Source organism: Streptomyces sp. NPDC090021, assembly GCF_044748225.1.
Lineage (GTDB): Bacteria > Actinomycetota > Actinomycetes > Streptomycetales > Streptomycetaceae > Streptomyces.
Map to the genome: position 1 here is coordinate 13,679 of NZ_JBIVFO010000020.1, position 19,663 is coordinate 33,341.

Consider the following 19,663-nt stretch of genomic DNA (forward strand, 5'->3'; position numbering starts at 1 on the left):
GCGGACCGGTTCAGAAGGTCTGGAGCGTGATCAGGGTGATCCGCAGGTCCGCGCCCCTGCCGTCCGTCTCGATCCGGACCCGCTGCCCGGGCCGCAGCAGTCGCAGGCCGCCCGCGTCGAACGCCGGGGCCTCGAAGGGCACCGGGGTGCCGTCGTCCAGCAGCACACTGCCGCTGCGGGTCTGGGAGTCGTACGTGTACGCGGTCGCCTGCATGCCCGCACTGTATCGGGCCGTGTGGCGCCCCACGCCGAGAGCGAGCGCCGTACGCAGGTCCGCCGCCGTGTCCACGTCGCGGCGCACGCTGTCCACGTCCGCCAGTGCGATTTCCACCGCCCCCGAGGCGGAATGCCTGGCCCGCGACGCACCCCCGAAGGAAGGGGCCAATTCCACGCCGGGCGCGGCGGAAAGCAGGGTCGTACCGATTCCGGCCGCATCCGCCAGAAATGCCCGCGGAAATGCCGACGCGTTTTCGAGCACGCGTAGCAATTCGTAGGGCCGCAGCGCCGGCAGGTCCGCGTTCATCGCCGCGACCGGGGCGGCGGGCCGGGCCCGACGGGCCGCCCGCGCGCCGTGCGCCAGTGCCGCGTTGAGTCCGGCCAAGGGGGCGTCCGGGACGATCCGCGCCCCCAGCCCGGCCAGTTCCGCACCGGCCGCGGCGTCGTCCGTGACGACCACCACATCCGAGACCGCGGTGCAGGCCAGCGCCCCCGCGACGGTGTCCAGGGCGAAAGCCAGGGCCAATCCCGGACGTGAGGCCCCCACGGCCGCGGCGAGACGGCTCTTGGCCACCGACAGGGGCTTCAGCGGGACCACCAGGCTCCAGACGGCGTTCGTGACGGACCCCTTCCCTCCGGTACGCTCCGGCCCCTCCCCGGGCCAAGGCCGGGTCATGACCCGGTCATGTGTCGGCCCATTGTCGCCCCCGCCGGGCAGCCCGGGGGTCCGGCGGGGTGAGCGGGGCGTACGGTGTTCTCGACAGAGACCGGGCCCGGGGTGACACTTGTCCGGCCGACGACGAGGTGCCCCGGCCGCGACCGGTCCTAGAGGAAGGTGTCCGAGTGTCCCGCCGCAGAATCGGCTTCTGGTACCGCCTGGCGGCGGTCATCGCAAAACCGCCGCTGGTAGTGCTCTTCAAGCGGGACTGGCGGGGAATGGAGCACATTCCGGCCGAGGGCGGCTTTATCACCGCCGTCAATCACAACTCGTATCTGGACCCGCTCTCCTACGCGCACTTCCAGTACAACACCGGCCGGGCGCCCCGATTGCTGGCCAAGGCCGCCCTCTTCAAGGTCCCCTTTGTCGGGTCGATCCTCCGCGGCAGCGGGCAGATCCCCGTCTACCGGGAGAGCACCAACGCCCTGGACGCATTCCGGGCCGCCGTCGATGCCATCGGGCGCGGCGAATGCGTCGCCTTTTACCCCGAGGGCACCCTGACCCGGGATCCCGACATGTGGCCGATGGCCGGCAAGACCGGCGTCGCCCGGGTGGCGCTGATCACCAGGGCGCCCGTCATTCCGGTGGCCCAGTGGGGCGCGAACCTCGCCATGCCGCCGTACGCCAAGGAGAACAAGGTCCGGCTCTTTCCGCGCAAGACCCTCCAGGTGCTCGCCGGACCGCCCGTGGACCTCTCGGCCTACTACGACCGGGAACCCACCCCGGAGGTCCTCAAGGAGGCCACCGAGGCCATCATGGCGGCCGTCACCCGGCTCCTGGAGGAGGTGCGGGGGGAGACGGCGCCCGAGCAGCCGTACGACCATCGCAACGCCAGGGCGGAACAGCGGCGCAAGGCCGCAGGGGAGGGCAAGAAGTGACACGTCCCATGAAGGCGACCGTCTTCGGAACAGGCTCCTGGGGCACGGCCTTCGCGATCGTGCTCGCCGACGCCGGCTGCGAGGTCACCCTGTGGGGCCGCCGCAGCGAGGTCGTCGACGCCATCAACACCGGCCGGACCAACCCGGACTACTTCCCCGACGTCGAACTCCCCGCGAACATCCGGGCCACGGGCGACCCGGCCGAGGCAGCCGCGGGCGCCGACTTCACCGTCCTGGCCGTCCCCTCGCAGACCCTGCGCGACAACCTCGCCGTCTGGGCCCCGCTGCTGGCCCCCGACACGGTGCTCGTCTCCCTGATGAAGGGCATCGAACTCGGCACCGCCAAGCGGATGAGCGAGGTCATCGAAGAGGTCGCCAAGATCCCCGCCGAGCGGATCGCCGTCGTCACCGGCCCCAATCTGGCCGCCGAGATCGCCGCCCGCCAGCCCGCGGCCTCCGTCGTCGCCTGCGTGGACGAGGCCGTCGCCCAGCGCCTCCAGGCCGCCTGCCACACCGCGTACTTCCGCCCGTACACCAGCACCGACGTCATCGGCTGCGAACTCGGCGGCGCTGTCAAGAACGTCATCGGCCTCGCCGTCGGCATCGCGGACGGCATGGGCCTCGGCGACAACACCAAGGGCTCGCTCATCACCCGCGGACTCGCCGAAGCGACCCGTCTGGGCGTGGCCATGGGCGCCGACCCGCTCACCTTCTCCGGCCTCGCGGGCCTCGGCGACCTGGTCGCCACCTGCTCCTCGCCGCTCTCCCGGAACCACACCTTCGGCACCAACCTCGGCCGCGGCATGACCCTGGAGGAGACCATCGCGGTCACCAGGCAGACCGCCGAAGGAGTCAAGTCCTGCCAGTCGGTGGCCGATCTGGCGAGCCGCCACGGGGTGGACATGCCGATCACCGAGACGGTGGTGGACATCGTCCACCACGGCAAGCCGACCCTGGTGGCCCTGAAGGAACTGATGGGCCGCAGCGCCAAACCGGAACGTCGCTGACTCCGATCCGGACGCATGAGCGGGTACGCTCATGCCGATATGAGCAGCGAGAACCTCCCCCAGACCCCTGAGCAGCAGGGCCGCAAGCCCCGCGTGGCCGTCGTGTTCGGCGGCCGCAGCTCGGAACACGCCATCTCGGTCGTCACGGCGGGCGCCGTCCTGCGCTCCATCGACCGGTCCAAGTACGAGGTGCTGCCCATCGGCATCACCACGGACGGCCGGTGGGCGCTGACCGCCGACGAGCCCTCGCGGATGGCCATCGCAGACCGCAGGCTCCCGAGTGTCGAGGAGCTCGCCGAGTCCGAGGACGGCGCCGTCGTGCTCTCGGTCGACCCGGCCAGCCGCCAGGTCGTCTACACCGAGCCGGGCGCCGTCCCGAAGGCTCTGGGCGAGGTCGACGTCGTCTTCCCCGTGCTGCACGGCCCCTACGGCGAGGACGGCACCCTCCAGGGCCTCCTGGAGCTCGCCGGCATCCCGTACGTCGGTTCGGGCGTCCTCGCCTCGGCCGTCGGGCAGGACAAGGACTACATGAAGCGGGTGTTCACCTCCTTCGGGCTGAGCGTCGGCCCGTACGTGACCATCCGCCCCCGTGAGTGGGAGGCCGACCGGGACGCCGCCACGGCCCGGATCCTGGACTTCGCCGCCGAGCACGGCTGGCCGCTCTTCGTGAAGCCCGCCCGGGCCGGCTCCTCGATCGGCATCACCAAGGTCGACGACGCCTCCGGCCTGGAGGCCGCCGTCAAGGAGGCCCGCCGCCACGACCCGAAGATCATCGTGGAGGCGCTGCTGCGCGGCCGCGAGATCGAGTGCGGCGTCCTGGAGTTCGAGGACGGGCCGCGGGCCAGCGTGCCCGCCGAGATCCCGCCGGTGTCCAGCCACGACTTCTACGACTTCGAGGCGAAGTACATCGACTCCGCCTCCGGGATCGTGCCCGCCCCGCTCACCCCGGAGCAGACCGCCGAGGTGCGGCGGCTCGCGATCGAGGCCTTCGAGGCCGCGTCCTGCGAGGGCCTCGTGCGCGCCGACTTCTTCCTCACCGAGGACGGCGAGTTCGTCATCAACGAGATCAACACGATGCCCGGTTTCACGCCGATCTCGATGTACCCGCTGATGTGGGAGAAGACCGGCATCGCCTACCCGGAGCTGGTGGACCGCCTGATCCAGGCGGCCCTGCGCCGCTCCACCGGACTGCGCTAGCAGCAGGCAGAGCCGCCGCCCGCCGGCCGCCCCGCACGGGGGCGGCCGGCGGGCGGCGGTGTGCCGGAGCTCAGTAGGAGGCGATGCCCACGGGCACGGTCGCGGCGATCGCCGCGGACAGACCGACGAGCAAGCCCGCGTCCGTGGCATGCTCCTTGTCGACCCGGACCTCCGTGTAGGCCAGCCGCATCCCGGTGGTGAAACGGAATCCGCCGTCGTCACGCTTCTCCAGCAGCCAGGCCACGCCGTTCACCTCGACGCCCCCCTGCTTCGGATCCAGTATCTCGGGGGGCCTGGGGACACCGCACCGCAGTACGATCGCCGAGCCGCCCCACGAGGCGGTCAGGTCGGACTCCGGTTCGGTCCGGGTCCGTGCCAGGCCGGCCACCGTATCCGGGAGTTCCTCGTGCAGCGCCGCACAGAACCCCGCGACACGGCCCGGCGGCGCGGGCGGCGGTTCCACCCGGGCCTCGGAACCGCCCGGGGAGCATCCCGCCAGGGCGGCGGGCACGGCCAGGGCGACGGGCACGGCCAGGACACGGAGGGGCCGGTGGTGGAGGGACATCACCGGCCAAGAGTAGACGGGGGCTACAGATGGACCACCGGGCAGGTCAGGGTGCGGGTGATCCCCTCCACCTGCTGGACCTTGGCGACGACCATGCGGCCGAGCTCGTCCACGGTGTCGGCCTGGGCGCGCACGATCACGTCGTACGGACCTGTCACGTCCTCGGCCTGGATCACCCCCGGGATCTGGCCGATGGACTCGGCGACGAACGACGCCTTGCCCACCTCGGTCTGGATGAGGATGTACGCCTGTACCACAAAACCTCCAGGGCGGCCACGAGGATCATTTCCCCTAACCTTCGGGTGAACCCCACACGATGGACGGGGCCGGGGGAAGAAGGGACGCCACGGTACCGCGTCGCCGTGCGCCACGGGGAGACCCGGGGGCCCGGCGCCACGCACAGCGGGGCGTACGGAGAGCAGAAGTTGACGTATCTGTTGACGGTACCCAGAGCTGTGACGGCTCGCGACCGCAAGCGGACTGGGCAAGAAGGGGCACAGCGATGAAGGGCACTGTCGGCGAGCTGGGGGAGTTCGGGCTGATCAGGGAGCTCACCTCACGACTCACCACCACCCCGGCGGTCCGGCTCGGACCCGGCGACGACGCGGCGGTCGTCTCGGCCCCCGACCGGCGGGTCGTGGCGAGCACCGACATCCTGCTGGAGGGCCGGCACTTCCGGCGCGACTGGTCCACGGCCTACGACGTCGGACGCAAGGCCGCCGCGCAGAACCTGGCGGACATCGCGGCCATGGGGGCGGTGCCGACCGCGCTGCTGCTCGGCCTCGTCGTGCCCGCCGAACTCCCGGTGACCTGGCCCACCGAGCTGATGGACGGCATCCGCGACGAGTGCCAGGTCGCCGGCGCGGCCGTGGTCGGCGGGGACGTGGTCCGCGGGGACACCATCACCGTCTCCATCACCGCCCTCGGCGACCTGCGCAACCACGAGCCGGTCCTGCGTTCCGGAGCCCAGCCCGGAGACGTCGTCGCCGTCACCGGCTGGCTCGGCTGGTCCGCGGCCGGCTTCGCCGTGCTCTCGCGCGGCTTCCGCTCCCCGCGGGCGTTCGTGGAGGCCCACCGGCGCCCCGAGCCGCCGTACCACGCCGGCCCCGCGGCCGCCGGCCTCGGCGCCAGCGCCATGACCGACGTCAGCGACGGCCTGATCGCGGACCTCGGGCACATCGCCGAGGCCAGCAAGGTCCGCATCGACCTGCGCTCGGCCGCCGTCGACATTCCGACCCAGATGCACGACATCGGGCAGGCCGTCGGCGTGGACCCGCTCCAGTGGGTGCTCACCGGGGGAGAGGACCACGCGATCGTCGCCACCTTCCCGCCCGACGTGAAGCTCCCCGCCCGCTGGAAGGTCATCGGCGAGGTGCTCAACCGCTCCGCGCTGCCCCAGGTGACCGTGGACGGAGCGCCCTGGACCAGCACCGGAGGCTGGGACCACTTCGGGGCCGAGCCGGCCCCCCAGGACGGCACGCTGTGAACACGGCACCGCCGCTGTGCCTGACCGTCGCCGGATCCGACTCCGGCGGCGGCGCGGGCATCCAGGCCGACCTCAAGACCATGCTGGCCCTCGGCGTGCACGGCATGAGCGTGGTGACCGCCGTGACCGCCCAGAACTCCCTCGGAGTACGGGGAGTCTGGGAGCTGCCCGCCGAGGCCGTCACGGCCCAGTACCGGGCCGTCGTGGACGACATCGGCGTGCACGCCGTGAAGACCGGCATGCTCTCCTCCGCCGCACTGGTGGAGACCGTGGCCGCGCTGCTGGCCGACACCGCGGCCCCGGCCGTCGTGGACCCCGTCGGCGTCTCCAAGCACGGGGACGCGCTGCTCGCCGCCTCGGCGCTGGACGCCGTACGCGGCGAACTGCTGCCGCGGGCCACCGTGGCCACGCCCAACCTCGACGAGGTCGCCCAGCTCACCGGCATCGCCGTGGAGTCCGAGGACGGCATGCGGCGGGCCGCCGACGCGATCCTCGGCCACGGCCCCCGCTGGGCGCTCATCAAGGGCGGGCACCTCGCGGCGCACGGCGGCGAGGCCGTCGACCTGCTCACCGACGGCACCGAGGAACTCTGGCTGCGCGCCCCGCGCCACTCCAACCGGCACACCCACGGCACCGGCTGCACCCTCGCCAGCGCGATCGCGGCGGGACTGGCCAAGGGCCTGGCCGTCCCGGAGGCCGTCACGGCCGCCAAGGAGTACGTGACGGGCGGCATCGCCGCCGGCTTCGCACTCGGCGGGGGCATCGGCCCGGTGGATCACGCCTGGCGGCTGCGCTGACCCCGCCCGGAGCACCGGGAGCCCGGCCGCCGGGACCCCCCGGACAAGGCAAAAGGCCGGTCCACCAGAGGTGGACCGGCCTTCTTGGCAACCGGAAGGGGCTGCGCTACGACGGGCGTCAGCGCGAGACCTTGCCGGCCTTGATGCACGAGGTGCAGGCGTTGAGGCGCTTCGGCGTCCCATTGACCACGGCACGGACGCGCTGGATGTTCGGGTTCCAGCGACGCGAGGTGCGGCGGTGCGAGTGGGAGATGTTGTTGCCGAAGCTCGGCCCCTTGGCGCAAACGTCGCAGTTGGCAGCCACAGGTCACTCCAAAGACTTCAGATGCAATTACAGTGAATCCGGCGCACCGGACCAGAGGTCTGAAGTGGTTTGCCGGGGAGAAGACCCGACTCTCATCGGGCAACCGGAGCAGCATACAACGACTGCGCCCGTCCAAGAAAACTACCATGGCGGCCGACGACCCCGCCCCGCGGTCCGGACCCCGGGAGTGCGGTCCTTCGTTACCCTGCGGTGAACCCTGGCCTGCACAAGGAGGAACGCCCGGTGCCGCACGAGCCGCAGCCGCAGCCCGCCGACGAGCTCGACGCCGAGGCCGTGCGCACCTGGAGCTCACTCGCCCTGGCCGCGCTGGGCCGGGCCCGCGAGGACATCGACGCGATCAACGTCTACCCGGTCGCCGACGCGGACACCGGCACCAACCTCTACCTCACCGCCGAGTCGGCCGACCGGGCCCTGGCCGAGGCCTTCGACAGCGCCGCCCACGCCGCGGGGACCCCCGAACCCACCTCGCTGTCCGAGGCCGTACGGGCCTGGGCGCACGGCGCGCTCGTCGGCGCCCGCGGGAACTCCGGCACCATCCTCGCCCAGCTGCTGCGCGGAGTGGCCGACGTGCTCGGCGCCGAGCACGAGGGCCGCCGGCCCGGCCCCGGCGGGCTGCTGGCCCACGCCCTCACCCGGGCCGCGGAGGAGGCGTACGCGGCCGTCGCACACCCGGTGGAGGGCACCATGCTCACCGTCGCGGGCGCCGCCGCGCGGGCCGGTGAAGCGGCCTCGGCGGCCGCCGGCACCGCGGCGGACGTGGCCCGTGCGGCCTACGACGGCGCCCGCGCGGCACTCGCCGACACCCCCGGGCAGCTCGCCGTGCTGGGCCGGGCCGGGGTGGTCGACGCCGGCGGCTGCGGGCTGGTCGCCGTCCTCGGCGCCCTCTGGCAGACGCTGTCCGGCCAGGAGCCGGCCGCCGAACCGCTCGCGGGGGCCGGCCGGACGGCGCCGCCCCCACCGAGGCCGGCCGACCCCTGCGAGCAGGGCGAGGACGGGCCCGCGTACGAGGTGATCTACCTGCTGGAGGCCTCGGAGGCGGCGGTCGCGGAACTGCGCAGGACCCTCGACGGACTCGGCGACTCCCTGGTCGTGGTCGGCGGCGACGGACTGTGGAACGTCCACGTCCACGTCGACGACCCCGGCGCGGCCGTGGAGGCGGGCGTGGTCGCCGGGCGGCCGTACCGGATACGGATCACTCACTTCGGCGACGAGCGCCGGCGGGGCCGCGCCGAGCGCGCCCAGCGGGCCGTGGTCGCCGTCGTCCCCGGCGAGGGACTGGCCGGCCTGTGCACCGAGGCCGGCGCGACCACCGTGCTCGTGCGCCCCGGAGAGGTCCCGGCCACCGCCGAACTCCTCGACGCCGTCCGCCGCGCCCACGCCCGCGAGGTGGTGCTCCTGCCCGGCGGGGCCGAACTGCGCGCGGCGGCGGCCGCGGCCGCCGAGCAGGCCCGCGCCGAGGGCGTGCGCACGGCCGTGATCCCCACCCGCTCCGCGGTCCAGGGCCTGGCCGCGCTCGCCGTGCACGACCCGGACGGCAGCTTCGACGAGGACGTGGTGGCCATGACCGCCGCCGCCGGTGCCACCCGGTACGGGGAACTGGCCGTCGCCGAACGCCAGTCCTTCACCTCGGCCGGCATCTGCCAGGCCGGCGACGTGCTTGGCCTCATCGACGGCGACGTCGCCGTGATCGGCGCGGGCCTGGCCGAGACCGCCGAGGCCGTGCTGGACCGGATGCTGGGCTCCGGCGGCGAACTCGTCACCCTGGTCCTCGGACCGGAGGTGCCGGACGGCGTCGCCGAACGCCTTGAGGCGTACGTGCAGTCCGGCCACCTGGCCGTGGACACCGTCACCTACCACGGCGGCCGGTACTCGGCGCCGCTCCTCATCGGGGTGGAATAGCGGCCTTGTCGGCGGCATGGTGTGCAATGGAACACGTGCCCGCGCTCGACGAAGACCTCAAGAAGACGCTCGGACCCGCCACCGCCAAGGTGCTGGCCGAGCAGCTCGGCCTGCACACGGCCCTGGACCTGCTCCACCACTACCCGAGGCGGTACGCCGAGCGCGGCGAGCTGACCTCGCTGGCCGACCTCGCCGACCAGATCGACGAGCACGTGACCGTCGTGGCGCAGGTCGCCGACGCCCGCGTCCTGACCTTCAACGGAGGCCGCGGCAAGCGGCTGGAGGTCACCATCACCGACGGCAGCGGCCGGCTCCAGCTGGTCTTCTTCGGAGCCGGGGTCCACAAGCCCCACAAGGAACTGCTGCCCGGCAGCCGCGCGATGTTCGCGGGCAAGGTCTCCAGGTTCAACCACAAACTCCAGCTCGCGCACCCCGCGTACGAGCCGCTCGGCGCGCAGGCATCCGACCGGGACGCCGCCACCGCCTTCGCGAACCAGCTGATCCCGATCTACCCGGCCTGCGCGAAGCTGGAGTCCTGGAAGATCGCCAAGTGCGTGGACGCGGTGCTGCCCAGCGCACCGGCGGCCGTGGACCCGCTGCCGGCCGCCCTGCGCGAGGGCCGCGGACTGGTCCCGCTCACCGAGGCCCTGCTGAAGATCCACCGGCCCGCCACCAAGGCCGACATCGAGGACGCCCGCCAACGCCTGAAGTGGGACGAGGCCTTCGTCCTCCAGGTCGCCCTGGCCCGCCGCCGCCACGCCGACGCCCAGCTCCCGGCGGTCCCGCGCCGCCCCGCCCCGGACGGCCTGCTCGACGCCTTCGACGCCAAGCTCCCCTTCACCCTCACCGGGGGCCAGCAGAAGGTCTCCAAGGAGATCTTCGACGACCTCGCCACCAGCCACCCCATGCACCGCCTCCTCCAGGGCGAGGTCGGAAGCGGAAAGACCCTGGTGGCCCTGCGGGCGATGCTGGCCGTGGTGGACTCCGGCGGGCAGGCGGCGATGCTCGCGCCCACCGAGGTGCTCGCCCAGCAGCACCACCGCTCCGTCGTGGAGATGATGGGCGAACTGGCCGAGGGCGGCCTGCTCGGAGGCTCCGACCAGGGCACCAAGGTCGTGCTGCTCACCGGGTCGATGGGGATGCCCGCCCGCCGCCAGGCCCTGCTCGACCTGGTCACCGGGGAGGCCGGGATCGTCATCGGCACGCACGCCCTGATCGAGGACAAGGTGCAGTTCCACGACCTCGGCCTGGTCGTCGTGGACGAACAGCACCGCTTCGGCGTGGAACAGCGCGACGCGCTCCGGTCCAAGGGCAAGCAGCCCCCGCACCTGCTGGTGATGACCGCCACCCCGATCCCGCGCACCGTGGCCATGACCGTCTTCGGCGACCTGGAGACCTCCGTCCTCGACCAGCTGCCCGCCGGGCGCTCGCCGATCGCCACCCACGTGGTGCCGGCCAAGGACAAGCCGCACTTCCTCGCCCGGGCCTGGGAGCGGGTCCGCGAGGAGGTGGAGAAGGGCCACCAGGCGTATGTGGTCTGCCCGCGCATCGGCGACGGGGAGGACGAGCCCAAGAACGGCAAGAAGAAGGCCGCCGCCGCGGACGACCCCGACAAGCGGCCCCCGCTCGCCGTCCTGGAAGTGGCCGAGCAGCTCGCGCGCGGCCCGCTCGCCGGGCTGAGCGTCGAGGTGCTGCACGGCCGGATGGACCCGGCCGACAAGGACGACGTCATGCGGCGCTTCACCGCGGGCGAGGTCAAGGTGCTGGTCGCCACCACCGTCATCGAGGTCGGTGTGAACGTCCCGAACTCCACCGTCATGGTGATCATGGACGCGGACCGGTTCGGCGTCTCCCAGCTCCATCAGCTGCGCGGCCGCGTCGGCCGGGGCTCCGCCCCCGGCCTGTGCCTGCTGGTCAGCGAGATGCACGAGGCGAGCGCCGCCCGCGCCCGGCTGGCGGCCGTCGCCGCCACCCTCGACGGCTTCGAGCTCTCCCGGATCGACCTGGAACAGCGCCGCGAGGGCGACGTCCTGGGCCAGGCCCAGTCGGGGGTGCGCTCCTCGCTGCGCGTGCTCGCCGTCATCGAGGACGAGGAGGTCATCGCCCAGGCCCGGGAGGAGGCCACCCGGGTGGTCGCCGAGGACCCGGCACTGGAGCACCTCCCGGGCCTGCGGACCGCCCTGGAGGCCCTGCTCGACACCGAGCGCGAGCAGTACCTGGAGAAGGGCTGACGGGTACGACCTATCGTTGGAGTGCCGCGGCGGACCGCCGCGCGCCCCTGCCGCCGTACCGAAGGACCCCAGATGACCCGCGTGATCGCCGGCAGCGCCGGCGGGCGACGGCTGGCCGTGCCCCCCGGCACCGGCACCCGCCCGACCTCGGACCGGATGCGCGAAGGCCTCTTCTCCACCTGGGAGTCGCTGCACGGGGTCGAGGGCGCCCGGGTGCTCGACCTGTACGGCGGTTCCGGCGCCGTCGGCCTGGAGGCCCTCTCCCGGGGCGCGGACCACGCCCTCCTGGTCGAGGCGGACCCCAAGGCCGCCAAGGCGATCAGGGACAACATCAGGACGCTGGGCCTGCCCGGCGCCGAGTTCCGGGCCGGCCGGGCCGAGCAGATCGTGGCCGCCCGCGCGGGCGGGGAGCCGTACGACGTCGTCTTCCTGGACCCGCCGTACGCCCTGGACAGCGCCGACCTGTGCGAGATCCTCCTCACACTCCGGTCCAATGGCTGGATCACGGACGACGCGCTCGTCACCGTGGAGCGCAGCACCAGGAGCGGTGCCTTCCCGTGGCCCGAGGGCTTCGAGCCGCTCCGGTCGCGGAAGTACGGCGAGGGCACCCTGTGGTACGGCCGCGCCGCCAACACCTGCGAAGACTCATGAACGAGGGAGTTCAGTTGCGCCGCGCCGTCTGTCCGGGGTCCTTCGACCCCATCCACAACGGACACCTCGACATCATCGGACGCGCCTCCAGGCTGTACGACGTCGTGCACGTGGCCGTCGGGATCAACGAGTCGAAGCAGGGCCTGTTCACCGTCGAGGAACGGATCGAGCTGATCCGCGAGGCCACGGCCGACTACGGCAACGTCCGGGTCGAGTCCTTCCGCGGACTGCTCGTCGACTTCTGCAAGCAGCGGGACATCCCGGCCATCGTCAAGGGCCTGCGCGCGGTCAGCGACTTCGACTACGAGCTCCAGATGGCCCAGATGAACCTGGGCCTGTCGGGCGTCGAGACGCTGTTCGTCCCGACCATCCCCACCTACAGCTTCCTGTCCTCCTCGCTGGTCAAGGAGGTCGCGGCCTGGGGCGGAGACGTCGCCCACCTGCTGCCGGCGCACGTCCACGCGGCACTCCTGGAGCGGCTGCGCGACCGCTGACCGCCTGACGGCCCGTCAGGCGGTGTCGGGGGCCCGCCCGGTGGCCTTACAGTCGACCCGTCCGTCTCAGGAACCGCCCGAGGCCGAGAGAGTGCGAGCCCCCATGGACGTGCAGAAGAAGCTCGACGAGATCGTCGCGGCCGTAGGCGGCGCCCGCTCCATGCCCATGTCGGCCTCCTGCGTGATCAACCGCGCCGAGCTGCTCGCCCAGCTGGAAGAGGTCCGCCAGGCGCTCCCCGGCTCCCTCGCGCAGGCGCAGGAGCTCCTCGGCGGCCGCGAGCAGATGGTCGAGGACGCCCGCCGGGAGGCGGAGCGGATCATCGACGCCGCGCACGGCCAGCGCGGTTCGCTGATCGCCGAGACCGAGATCGCGCGGCGCTCCCAGGCCGAGGCGGACCGGATCCTGGAGGAGGCCCGCCGGGAGGCCGAACAGATCCGGGCCGAGGCCGACGACTACGTCGACAGCAAGCTCGCGAACTTCGAGGTCGTGCTGACCAAGACGATCGGCTCGGTGGACCGGGGCCGGGAGAAGCTGCTGGGCCGCGGCCCGGGCCTGGACGAGGACGGCTACCCGGACGCGGACGCCCCCGAGCGCAGCCACGACCCCGAGACGCAGCGGCAGCAGGCGGACGCCTACGTGGACACCAAGCTCGCCACCTTCGAGGCGGTGCTCTCCAAGACCCTTGAGGCCGTGGGCCGGGGCCGCCAGAAACTGCTCGGCCGGGTCCCGACGGACGAGCTGGGCGTGCTCATGGCGGCCCAGGACGCGGCGGGCCGGCCCTCTCGCTCGGCGAGCGACTCGGACTTCCTGGCGGGCCTCGCGGAACCGGATCCCGCGCACGTGCAGGCGCCGGTCCCGGCCGGGCCGGAGCCCGTGTACGACGCGTACGGCTACCAGCAGCCCGCCGCCCAGCAGCCGGCCCCGTACGGCTACCAGGACCCGTACGGGGGCTACCAGCAGCAGCCGGACCCGTACTCCGGTGCGGACACCGGCTCCGCCGGAGCGGGGTACGCCGCGCACTACGAAGCGCAGCAGCCCGACCCGTACGCGGCCTACCAGCAGCCGCAGCAGCCGCAGCAGGGCCAGCACCAGCAGGACCGGCAGCCCTCGCTCGACGAGACCAGCTTCTTCGACACGAGCATGATCAACCTCGACCAGCTGCGCCAGTACGAACAGGGTCGCTAGGGCCGGATTGGGCGCAGAGCGAAGCGCCGGGTATCCTGGCTCTTCGGTCGCGCGTATGCGCCGCGATCCGTGCTGCCCTTCAGTGGCGGAATCTTTGATCTTCAGCGATCTGTGAAAGCAGGAACGGCCCTGAACACCCGCCTCGACCACCGCAACCCCCTCGTGTTCGACACGCACGAGCTGGGTCGGCGTCCTGGTGCCATGCAGCGGCTGTCCCGCGAGATCGACGCACCGGCGGACCTCGGTCTGGCCGGCGTGATCGGAGTGCCGGAAGGCGCCCCGGTGAAGCTCAGCCTCCGCCTTGAGTCGGTCATGGAAGGGGTGCTTGTCACAGGCACCGTCCGTGCATCGGCGGCGGGGGAGTGCGTAAGGTGTCTGGAGGCCGTCGAGCGTGAGCTCAAGGCGGACTTCCAGGAGATGTTCTCGTACCCTGACGCCGACGACCGGGGCCGCGCAAAGGCGGAGCCGGCCGACGACGCCGAGGACGACGAGGACACGCTCTTCCTCGAGGACGGATTGTTCGACCTCGAACCCGTGCTGCGCGATGCGGTGGTGCTCGCACTGCCGATGCAGCCGGTGTGCCGGGAGGACTGTCTGGGACTGTGCCCCGAGTGCGGGGTCGGCCTCAACGACGACCCGGACCACCACCACGACGCCGTCGACATCCGTTGGGCGGCTTTGCAGGAACTCGTCGTGACCGATCAGGACGACGAGAAGGACAACATGAGCGGCACTGCATCTGACGACGTTCAGAGCGCCGCCGAGAAGCAGGAGAAGTAGCCGTGGCTGTTCCGAAGCGGAAGATGTCGCGCAGCAACACGCGCCACCGCCGGTCGCAGTGGAAGGCTGCGGTCCCCACCCTGGTTTCGTGTGAGCGTTGCCAGGAGCCGAAGCTCCAGCACATCGCGTGCCCGAGCTGCGGCACCTACAACAAGCGCCAGGTCCTCGAGGTCTGAGCGGCTGGTGAGAGGCGCAATGTCTGAGCTGTCCAACGCTGAGAAGCAGGCAGACAGTAACAACGCGGCCTCGTCCCACACGCTTCTGGAAGGGCGGCTCGGGTACCGACTCGAGTCCGCCCTTCTGGTGCGTGCGCTGACCCACCGCTCGTACGCGTACGAGAACGGCGGTCTGCCCACCAACGAACGCCTGGAGTTCCTCGGGGACTCCGTGCTGGGCCTGGTGGTCACGGACACGCTGTACACGACCCACCCGGACCTCCCCGAAGGCCAGCTGGCCAAGCTTCGGGCCGCGGTGGTCAACTCGCGTGCACTGGCGGAGGTCGGGCGCGGCCTCGACCTGGGCTCCTTCATCCGGCTCGGCCGGGGCGAAGAGGGCACGGGCGGCCGGGACAAGGCCTCCATCCTCGCCGACACCCTTGAGGCGGTCATCGGCGCGGTCTACCTCGACCAGGGCCTCGACGCGGCCTCGGAGCTGGTCCACCGGCTCTTCGACCCGCTCATCGAGAAGTCCTCGAACCTCGGGGCCGGCCTGGACTGGAAGACCAGTCTCCAGGAGCTCACGGCGGCCGAAGGTCTTGGCGTACCGGAATACCTGGTCACCGAGACCGGTCCGGACCACGAGAAGACCTTCACTGCTGCCGCCCGCGTCGGTGGTGTCTCGTACGGCACCGGCACCGGCCGCAGCAAGAAGGAAGCGGAACAGCAGGCCGCTGAGTCCGCGTGGCGCGGGATCCGCGCCGCGGCGGACGAGCGGACCGCGGCGGCTGCGGCCGCCGCTCCGGCGCAGGCCCCGGCTTCGGCCGAGGCTGCGGACGGCGGGGTGCCGACGCCCGCCGATCCGGCTCCGGACGCCTGACCTTCCTTCGCGTACACCATCGCCCGCCCCCGCACCGCAGGGGCGGGCGTTGTCGTCTCCGGGCGGCCGGTACGCTCACGGCAGCGTCCGATCCGCACCCGACGGAGGTAATCCCGTGCCCGAGCTGCCCGAAGTCGAAGTCGTACGGCGGGGGCTGGAGCGCTGGGTGGCTGGACGGACCGTCGGGGCCGTGGAGGTCCTGCACCCGCGTGCGGTGCGGCGTCATCCGGGCGGCGGGGCCGACTTCGCGGCGCGGCTGCGGGGCGAGACCCTCGGGGTGCCGCAGCGGCGCGGGAAGTACCTGTGGCTGCCCCTGGCGGGGCGGGACCTGTCGGTGCTCGGGCACCTGGGCATGAGCGGGCAGTTGCTCGTGCAGCCCGAGGGCGCCGCCGACGAGAAGCACCTGCGGATCCGGGTGCGCTTCGAGGACGAGGCCGGGACGGAGCTGCGCTTCGTGGACCAGCGGACCTTCGGCGGGCTCTCGCTGCACGAGACCGTCGCCGACAGCGCCGAGGGCCTGCCCGACGTCATCGCGCACATCGCGCGCGACCCCCTGGATCCGCTGTTCGACGAGACGGCCTACCACCTCGCGCTGCGTGCCAAGCGGACCACCGTCAAGCGGGCGCTGCTCGACCAGTCCCTGATCAGCGGGGTTGGCAACATCTACGCCGACGAGGCGCTGTGGCGCGCCAGGCTGCACTACGAGCGCCCGACGGCCAACCTCACGCGCCCCCGGAGTGCGGAACTCCTCGGCCATGTCCGGGACGTCATGAACGCGGCCCTCGCCGTGGGCGGCACGAGTTTCGACAGCCTGTACGTCAACGTCAACGGGGAGTCGGGGTACTTCGATCGTTCGCTCGACGCCTACGGGCGCGAGGACGAGCCCTGCCGGCGCTGCGGCACCCCGGTGCGCCGCCGGCCGTGGATGAACAGGTCGAGCTACTTCTGCCCGCGCTGTCAGCGGCCGCCGCGCGTTTCGTCGTAGCTCTCCCGGGCGGCCAGGACCGCCGGCATGTTCCCCTCCAGGTGGTGGATCAGGGCGAGGAGCCGGTCCGCGACCTCGGTGCCGAGGGAGGTCAGTTCGTAGTCGACGCGCGGCGGGTTGGTCGGCTGCGCCTCACGGTTGACTATGCCGTCGCGCTCCAGCGCGTGCAGCGTCTGGGAGAGCATCTTCTCGCTCACGCCCTCCACCCGGCGGCGCAGTTCGTTGAACCGGCACGGGCCCTCGCGCAGCGCGCCCACGGTGAGGCTGCCCCAGCGGCCGGTGACGTGCTCCAGCGTCTCGCGGGACGGGCAGGCGCGGGCGAAGACGTCGAAGGGCAGCTCGGACTCGTTGGCTTCGGCGCAGGCGGGGGTCTCCATGGAGAAAGCGTACTCCCAGGCAGCGCTAACCCGCAGCTTGCGCTTTCGGAAAGTTAGTGTTTCTCTTTTTCTCGTCGCCGCACGCCCCGTGCCGCGACGGGAGCCTTCCCGAGGGAGAGATCAGCCTTGTCCGGTATCACGCACACCCCCGTCGTCTCGATCGCCTACCACTCCGGCTACGGCCACACCGCCGTGCTCGCGGAGGCGGTCCGCAGCGGCGCCGTGGACGCCGGGGCGACGGTCCACCTGATCAAGGTCGACGAGATCGACGACGCGCAGTGGGAGCTGCTCGACGCCTCCGACGCGATCGTCTTCGGTTCCCCGACGTACATGGGCACCGCCTCGGGCGCCTTCCACGTCTTCGCCGAGGCGTCCTCCAAGCGCTGGTTCGGCGACGCCTGGCAGGACAAGATCGCGGCCGGCTTCACCAACTCCGCCTCGAAGAGCGGCGACAAGCTGCACACGCTGCAGTTCTTCCAGATCCTGGCCGCGCAGCACGGTATGAACTGGGTCAACCTCGGCCTGAAGCCGGGCTGGAACTCCAGCACGGCCTCCGAGAACGACCTCAACCGCCTGGGCTTCTTCTCCGGCGCGGCCGCCCAGTCCAACTCCGACGAGGGCGCGGAGGCGGTCCACAAGGCCGACACGGCGACGGCTGAGCACCTGGGACGCCGCGTGGCCGAGCACACCCGCGTCGTCGTCGCGGGCCGCGCGACCCTGGCGGCAGCGGCCGTCTGACGTCCCGCGCCTGCCGACCGGCGACGCCCGGCGCAACAGGAGAAGGGGCCGGGTCCCGCGACCCGGCCCCTTCCGGGCGTTCGACGCCGCGGCCGGTAGCCCGGCCCGTGGCGGGGTGTGTCAGAAGCCGAAGTCCTGGGTCCACCAGGGGCCGCCGGCGGCGAAGTGCGCGCCGACACCCAGGGTGCGGAACTCGCAGTTGAGGATGTTGGCCTTGTGACCCGGGCTGTTCATCCAGGCCTTCATCACGGCATCGGCGTCGCCCTGGCCGCGGGCGATGTTCTCGCCGCCGAGGCCCGAGAGGCCGGCCTGGGCGGCGCGGTCCCAGGGGGTGTTCCCGTCGGGGTCGTCGTGGCCGAAGAAGCCGCGGGTGGCCATGTCCTTGCTGAAGGCGCCGGCCAGTGCGGCCAGCGGCGGGTTGGCGCGGACCGGCCCGCAGCCCGCCTGGGCGCGCTCCTGGTTCACCAGGGCGACCACGGCGTCCTCCTCGGCGGAATGCCCGTCCAGGCTCGGCCGGGTCGCGGTGGCGGTGGGGGTCGGCGCCGGGGCCGGCTCGGTGGGTGCGGGGGCCTGGGTCTTCTTCGGTATCTCGGGGGAGGGGGCCGGCACGGCCGGGGTCTTGCGGACGGTGCTCGGCGCCTTCGGCGGCGTGGCGCTGGGCGACGCCTTCGGCGCCTCGGACGCGGAGGGGGTCGGCGAGGCCGACGGCGTGGGGGAGGCTGACGGAGTGGGGGAGGCCGACGGGGACGGGGAGACCGGCGGCGTCGCCGGGGCGGTGGGCGCGCCGGTCGTCGCGGGGGCGTCGCCCGACAGGCTCGCGAGGCCGCCCTGCCGCTGGAGCAGCGGGTCGGGGGTGGGGGTGGCCTGGGCGGCGGCCTTCGTGGCGGTGGCGTTCACGGTCGTGTCCGTGCCGCTCACCCCCACATAGGGGAAGGAGCCGCCGACCGGGACCATGCCGGTGGTGACGGCGGCGGTGCCGAGGGCGACGGCGACCGAGACTCCGAGCAGGCCGGTGCGCAGGGCGGTGCCGTGCGTGCCGCCGCGGCGCGGCGGGGCGGGGAGCCGGTGACGTCCCATCGGTGTCGTGCCTTCCTGACCGGAGCAAGATCATCCCTTACCCACCCAAATGGGTGAGTTCGTTGGTGCGCGACTGTACGCCATGGGGGCCCGGGGGCGATGTGACCGGAAAGTGGCCGCCCGGATAGCGTTCGCGCATGAACGAAGATGTCCGTCTGACCGCCTGGGTGCGCGGCCGTGTGCAGGGAGTGGGCTTCCGCTGGTTCACCAGGGAGAACGCCCTGGAGATCGGCGGAGTGGTCGGCTTCGCGCTCAACCTCGACGACGGGCGGGTGCAGGTGGTCGCCGAAGGTCAACGTGAGAATTGCCACCGCCTGCTCGACTGGCTGCGGTCCGCCGACACGCCCGGCCGGGTGGACGGGGTGACGGAGATCTGGGGGACACCGCGCGGCGGCTACGACGGATTCGGGATGCGGTGAGCGATCGGCTGATCATGAACTCATCACATCTCTGATCGTCCGGACCCGGTCGGAACTGGGCATTCGTCGCCGACGCGTTGCCGCGGCGGGCGATCCGTGGAAGGCTCGGAGATGAGGATGATCTCCACGCCCCTTGCGGGGCCCGGGCTGCCCGCCGATACGGGGCGTGATCGTGTTGACCGTCAAACTTTTTGGTGAGACGCTGGAAGCCCCGCGCACCTGAGCTGTTTGGCAGTGCTGGCAGTAGTAAGCGCAGTGACTGACAGTCGCTGCCGGACATCCGCGGGTGCGATTCCCTCACGACCCACACCGCTTCGGTCGGTCACTCAGTGTGGAGGACCATCCATCATGGCAAAGGCGCTTCTCGGTTACGTCGGCGGTTCCGACCCGCGACTCCTCGCCGAGATGCGACGGCTTCAGCAGCGCGTCCAGGACCTTGAGTCCGAGCTCGTACGGATTCAGTCCGAAAATGACGCGCTGAACGCGGCCGCCGCTCAGCACGACGGAGACTCGCTGCTGGACAGCATCGACATCGACGTACCCCAGGCGGAGCCTGCGCTCACCTGATCCGCGCTCACTCGTCGCTCGAATCCAGCCCCGCA

22 protein-coding genes and 1 pseudogene are annotated in these 19,663 nt (G+C 72.2%); 17 read left to right on the forward strand and 6 right to left on the reverse strand.

Annotation, left to right across the window (positions count from 1 at the left end; all coding sequences use genetic code 11):
• Nucleotides 1-214 precede the first annotated feature (214 nt).
• Nucleotides 215-817, reverse strand: a pseudogene (cofC, locus tag ACIPXC_RS17810) (2-phospho-L-lactate guanylyltransferase); the annotation flags it as partial.
• Nucleotides 818-1,059: 242 nt separating this feature from the next.
• On the opposite strand from cofC, the gene ACIPXC_RS17815 reads away from it, so the two are divergent.
• Genes ACIPXC_RS17815 through ACIPXC_RS17825 form a run of 3 tightly spaced genes read left to right on the forward strand, consistent with a single transcriptional unit; the run spans nucleotide 1,060 to nucleotide 4,016 of the window.
• Nucleotides 1,060-1,812 (forward strand): lysophospholipid acyltransferase family protein, encoded by a 753-nt coding sequence (locus ACIPXC_RS17815; protein WP_401618676.1) that lies wholly within the window; start codon nucleotides 1,060-1,062, stop codon nucleotides 1,810-1,812.
• Nucleotides 1,809-2,819 carry an NAD(P)H-dependent glycerol-3-phosphate dehydrogenase gene (locus ACIPXC_RS17820; protein ID WP_401618679.1) on the forward strand — a complete coding sequence of 337 codons (1,011 nt, stop codon included), beginning with the start codon at nucleotides 1,809-1,811 and terminating at the stop codon, nucleotides 2,817-2,819. The genes ACIPXC_RS17815 and ACIPXC_RS17820 overlap by 4 nt, the downstream gene beginning before the upstream one ends.
• A 39-nt stretch (nucleotides 2,820-2,858) precedes the next feature.
• Nucleotides 2,859-4,016, forward strand: a complete 1,158-nt coding sequence (locus tag ACIPXC_RS17825; RefSeq protein WP_401618681.1) for a D-alanine--D-alanine ligase family protein — start codon at nucleotides 2,859-2,861, stop codon at nucleotides 4,014-4,016.
• 70 nt (nucleotides 4,017-4,086) lie between these two features.
• Here the strand turns inward: ACIPXC_RS17825 and ACIPXC_RS17830 are convergent, their stop codons facing one another.
• Nucleotides 4,087-4,581, reverse strand: a complete 495-nt coding sequence (locus ACIPXC_RS17830) for a DUF3515 domain-containing protein (RefSeq protein ID WP_401618684.1) — start codon at nucleotides 4,579-4,581, stop codon at nucleotides 4,087-4,089.
• A gap of 23 nt (nucleotides 4,582-4,604) precedes the next feature.
• The gene (locus ACIPXC_RS17835) at nucleotides 4,605-4,838 is read right to left on the reverse strand and encodes an Lrp/AsnC family transcriptional regulator (RefSeq protein ID WP_030028650.1); all 234 of its coding nucleotides are present in this window, start codon (nucleotides 4,836-4,838) and stop codon (nucleotides 4,605-4,607) included.
• 245 nt (nucleotides 4,839-5,083) lie between these two features.
• Here ACIPXC_RS17835 and ACIPXC_RS17840 point away from each other — a divergent pair, with 245 nt between their 5' ends.
• Nucleotides 5,084-6,067, forward strand: a complete 984-nt coding sequence (locus ACIPXC_RS17840; RefSeq protein ID WP_401618687.1) for a thiamine-phosphate kinase — start codon at nucleotides 5,084-5,086, stop codon at nucleotides 6,065-6,067.
• On the forward strand, nucleotides 6,064-6,864 hold the full coding sequence (gene thiD / locus ACIPXC_RS17845) for a bifunctional hydroxymethylpyrimidine kinase/phosphomethylpyrimidine kinase (RefSeq protein ID WP_401618690.1): 801 nt from the start codon (nucleotides 6,064-6,066) through the stop codon (nucleotides 6,862-6,864). The genes ACIPXC_RS17840 and thiD overlap by 4 nt, the downstream gene beginning before the upstream one ends.
• A 118-nt stretch (nucleotides 6,865-6,982) precedes the next feature.
• Here the strand turns inward: thiD and rpmB are convergent, their stop codons facing one another.
• Entirely contained in the window at nucleotides 6,983-7,168 is a 186-nt protein-coding gene (rpmB, locus tag ACIPXC_RS17850) for a 50S ribosomal protein L28 (RefSeq protein WP_007266795.1), read from the reverse strand.
• Nucleotides 7,169-7,411: 243 nt separating this feature from the next.
• Between rpmB and ACIPXC_RS17855 the strand changes: the two genes are divergently transcribed.
• The 9 genes from ACIPXC_RS17855 to mutM all read left to right on the forward strand — a co-directional run bounded on the left by ACIPXC_RS17855 (nucleotide 7,412) and on the right by mutM (nucleotide 16,450).
• Entirely contained in the window at nucleotides 7,412-9,088 is a 1,677-nt protein-coding gene (locus tag ACIPXC_RS17855) for a DAK2 domain-containing protein (protein ID WP_401618904.1), read from the forward strand.
• Between the two features lie 26 nt (nucleotides 9,089-9,114).
• Nucleotides 9,115-11,319 (forward strand): ATP-dependent DNA helicase RecG, encoded by a 2,205-nt coding sequence (gene recG, locus ACIPXC_RS17860; protein WP_401618693.1) that lies wholly within the window; start codon nucleotides 9,115-9,117, stop codon nucleotides 11,317-11,319.
• A gap of 72 nt (nucleotides 11,320-11,391) precedes the next feature.
• A complete protein-coding gene (gene rsmD, locus ACIPXC_RS17865; RefSeq protein WP_401618696.1) occupies nucleotides 11,392-11,970 on the forward strand; it encodes a 16S rRNA (guanine(966)-N(2))-methyltransferase RsmD in 579 nt (192 codons plus the stop codon).
• A gap of 14 nt (nucleotides 11,971-11,984) precedes the next feature.
• Nucleotides 11,985-12,464, forward strand: a complete 480-nt coding sequence (gene coaD / locus ACIPXC_RS17870; RefSeq protein ID WP_183068697.1) for a pantetheine-phosphate adenylyltransferase — start codon at nucleotides 11,985-11,987, stop codon at nucleotides 12,462-12,464.
• 103 nt (nucleotides 12,465-12,567) lie between these two features.
• The gene (locus ACIPXC_RS17875) at nucleotides 12,568-13,650 is read left to right on the forward strand and encodes a cell division initiation protein (protein ID WP_401618699.1); all 1,083 of its coding nucleotides are present in this window, start codon (nucleotides 12,568-12,570) and stop codon (nucleotides 13,648-13,650) included.
• Between the two features lie 129 nt (nucleotides 13,651-13,779).
• Nucleotides 13,780-14,430 (forward strand): YceD family protein, encoded by a 651-nt coding sequence (locus ACIPXC_RS17880; protein WP_401618907.1) that lies wholly within the window; start codon nucleotides 13,780-13,782, stop codon nucleotides 14,428-14,430.
• Between the two features lie 2 nt (nucleotides 14,431-14,432).
• On the forward strand, nucleotides 14,433-14,606 hold the full coding sequence (gene rpmF, locus ACIPXC_RS17885) for a 50S ribosomal protein L32 (RefSeq protein ID WP_003965982.1): 174 nt from the start codon (nucleotides 14,433-14,435) through the stop codon (nucleotides 14,604-14,606).
• Nucleotides 14,607-14,625: 19 nt separating this feature from the next.
• A complete protein-coding gene (gene rnc, locus ACIPXC_RS17890; RefSeq protein WP_183068609.1) occupies nucleotides 14,626-15,465 on the forward strand; it encodes a ribonuclease III in 840 nt (279 codons plus the stop codon).
• Nucleotides 15,466-15,580: 115 nt separating this feature from the next.
• Entirely contained in the window at nucleotides 15,581-16,450 is an 870-nt protein-coding gene (gene mutM, locus ACIPXC_RS17895; RefSeq protein ID WP_401618703.1) for a bifunctional DNA-formamidopyrimidine glycosylase/DNA-(apurinic or apyrimidinic site) lyase, read from the forward strand.
• On the opposite strand, the gene ACIPXC_RS17900 is transcribed toward mutM, so the two are convergent.
• Nucleotides 16,423-16,827 carry a winged helix-turn-helix transcriptional regulator gene (locus tag ACIPXC_RS17900; RefSeq protein WP_401618706.1) on the reverse strand — a complete coding sequence of 135 codons (405 nt, stop codon included), beginning with the start codon at nucleotides 16,825-16,827 and terminating at the stop codon, nucleotides 16,423-16,425. The genes mutM and ACIPXC_RS17900 overlap by 28 nt on opposite strands.
• 126 nt (nucleotides 16,828-16,953) lie before the next feature.
• On the opposite strand from ACIPXC_RS17900, the gene ACIPXC_RS17905 reads away from it, so the two are divergent.
• Complete coding sequence (locus ACIPXC_RS17905) at nucleotides 16,954-17,565, forward strand: flavodoxin family protein (protein ID WP_401618708.1); 612 nt, start codon at nucleotides 16,954-16,956, stop codon at nucleotides 17,563-17,565.
• A gap of 120 nt (nucleotides 17,566-17,685) precedes the next feature.
• On the opposite strand, the gene ACIPXC_RS17910 is transcribed toward ACIPXC_RS17905, so the two are convergent.
• Entirely contained in the window at nucleotides 17,686-18,642 is a 957-nt protein-coding gene (locus tag ACIPXC_RS17910; protein ID WP_401618711.1) for a CAP domain-containing protein, read from the reverse strand.
• 137 nt (nucleotides 18,643-18,779) lie between these two features.
• Here ACIPXC_RS17910 and ACIPXC_RS17915 point away from each other — a divergent pair, with 137 nt between their 5' ends.
• Both ACIPXC_RS17915 and ACIPXC_RS17920 read left to right on the forward strand, forming a co-directional pair.
• The gene (locus ACIPXC_RS17915; RefSeq protein WP_030708499.1) at nucleotides 18,780-19,061 is read left to right on the forward strand and encodes an acylphosphatase; all 282 of its coding nucleotides are present in this window, start codon (nucleotides 18,780-18,782) and stop codon (nucleotides 19,059-19,061) included.
• Between the two features lie 348 nt (nucleotides 19,062-19,409).
• Nucleotides 19,410-19,628, forward strand: coding sequence for a hypothetical protein (locus ACIPXC_RS17920; protein ID WP_030032603.1), 219 nt, complete (start codon nucleotides 19,410-19,412; stop codon nucleotides 19,626-19,628).
• Nucleotides 19,629-19,663 lie beyond the last annotated feature (35 nt).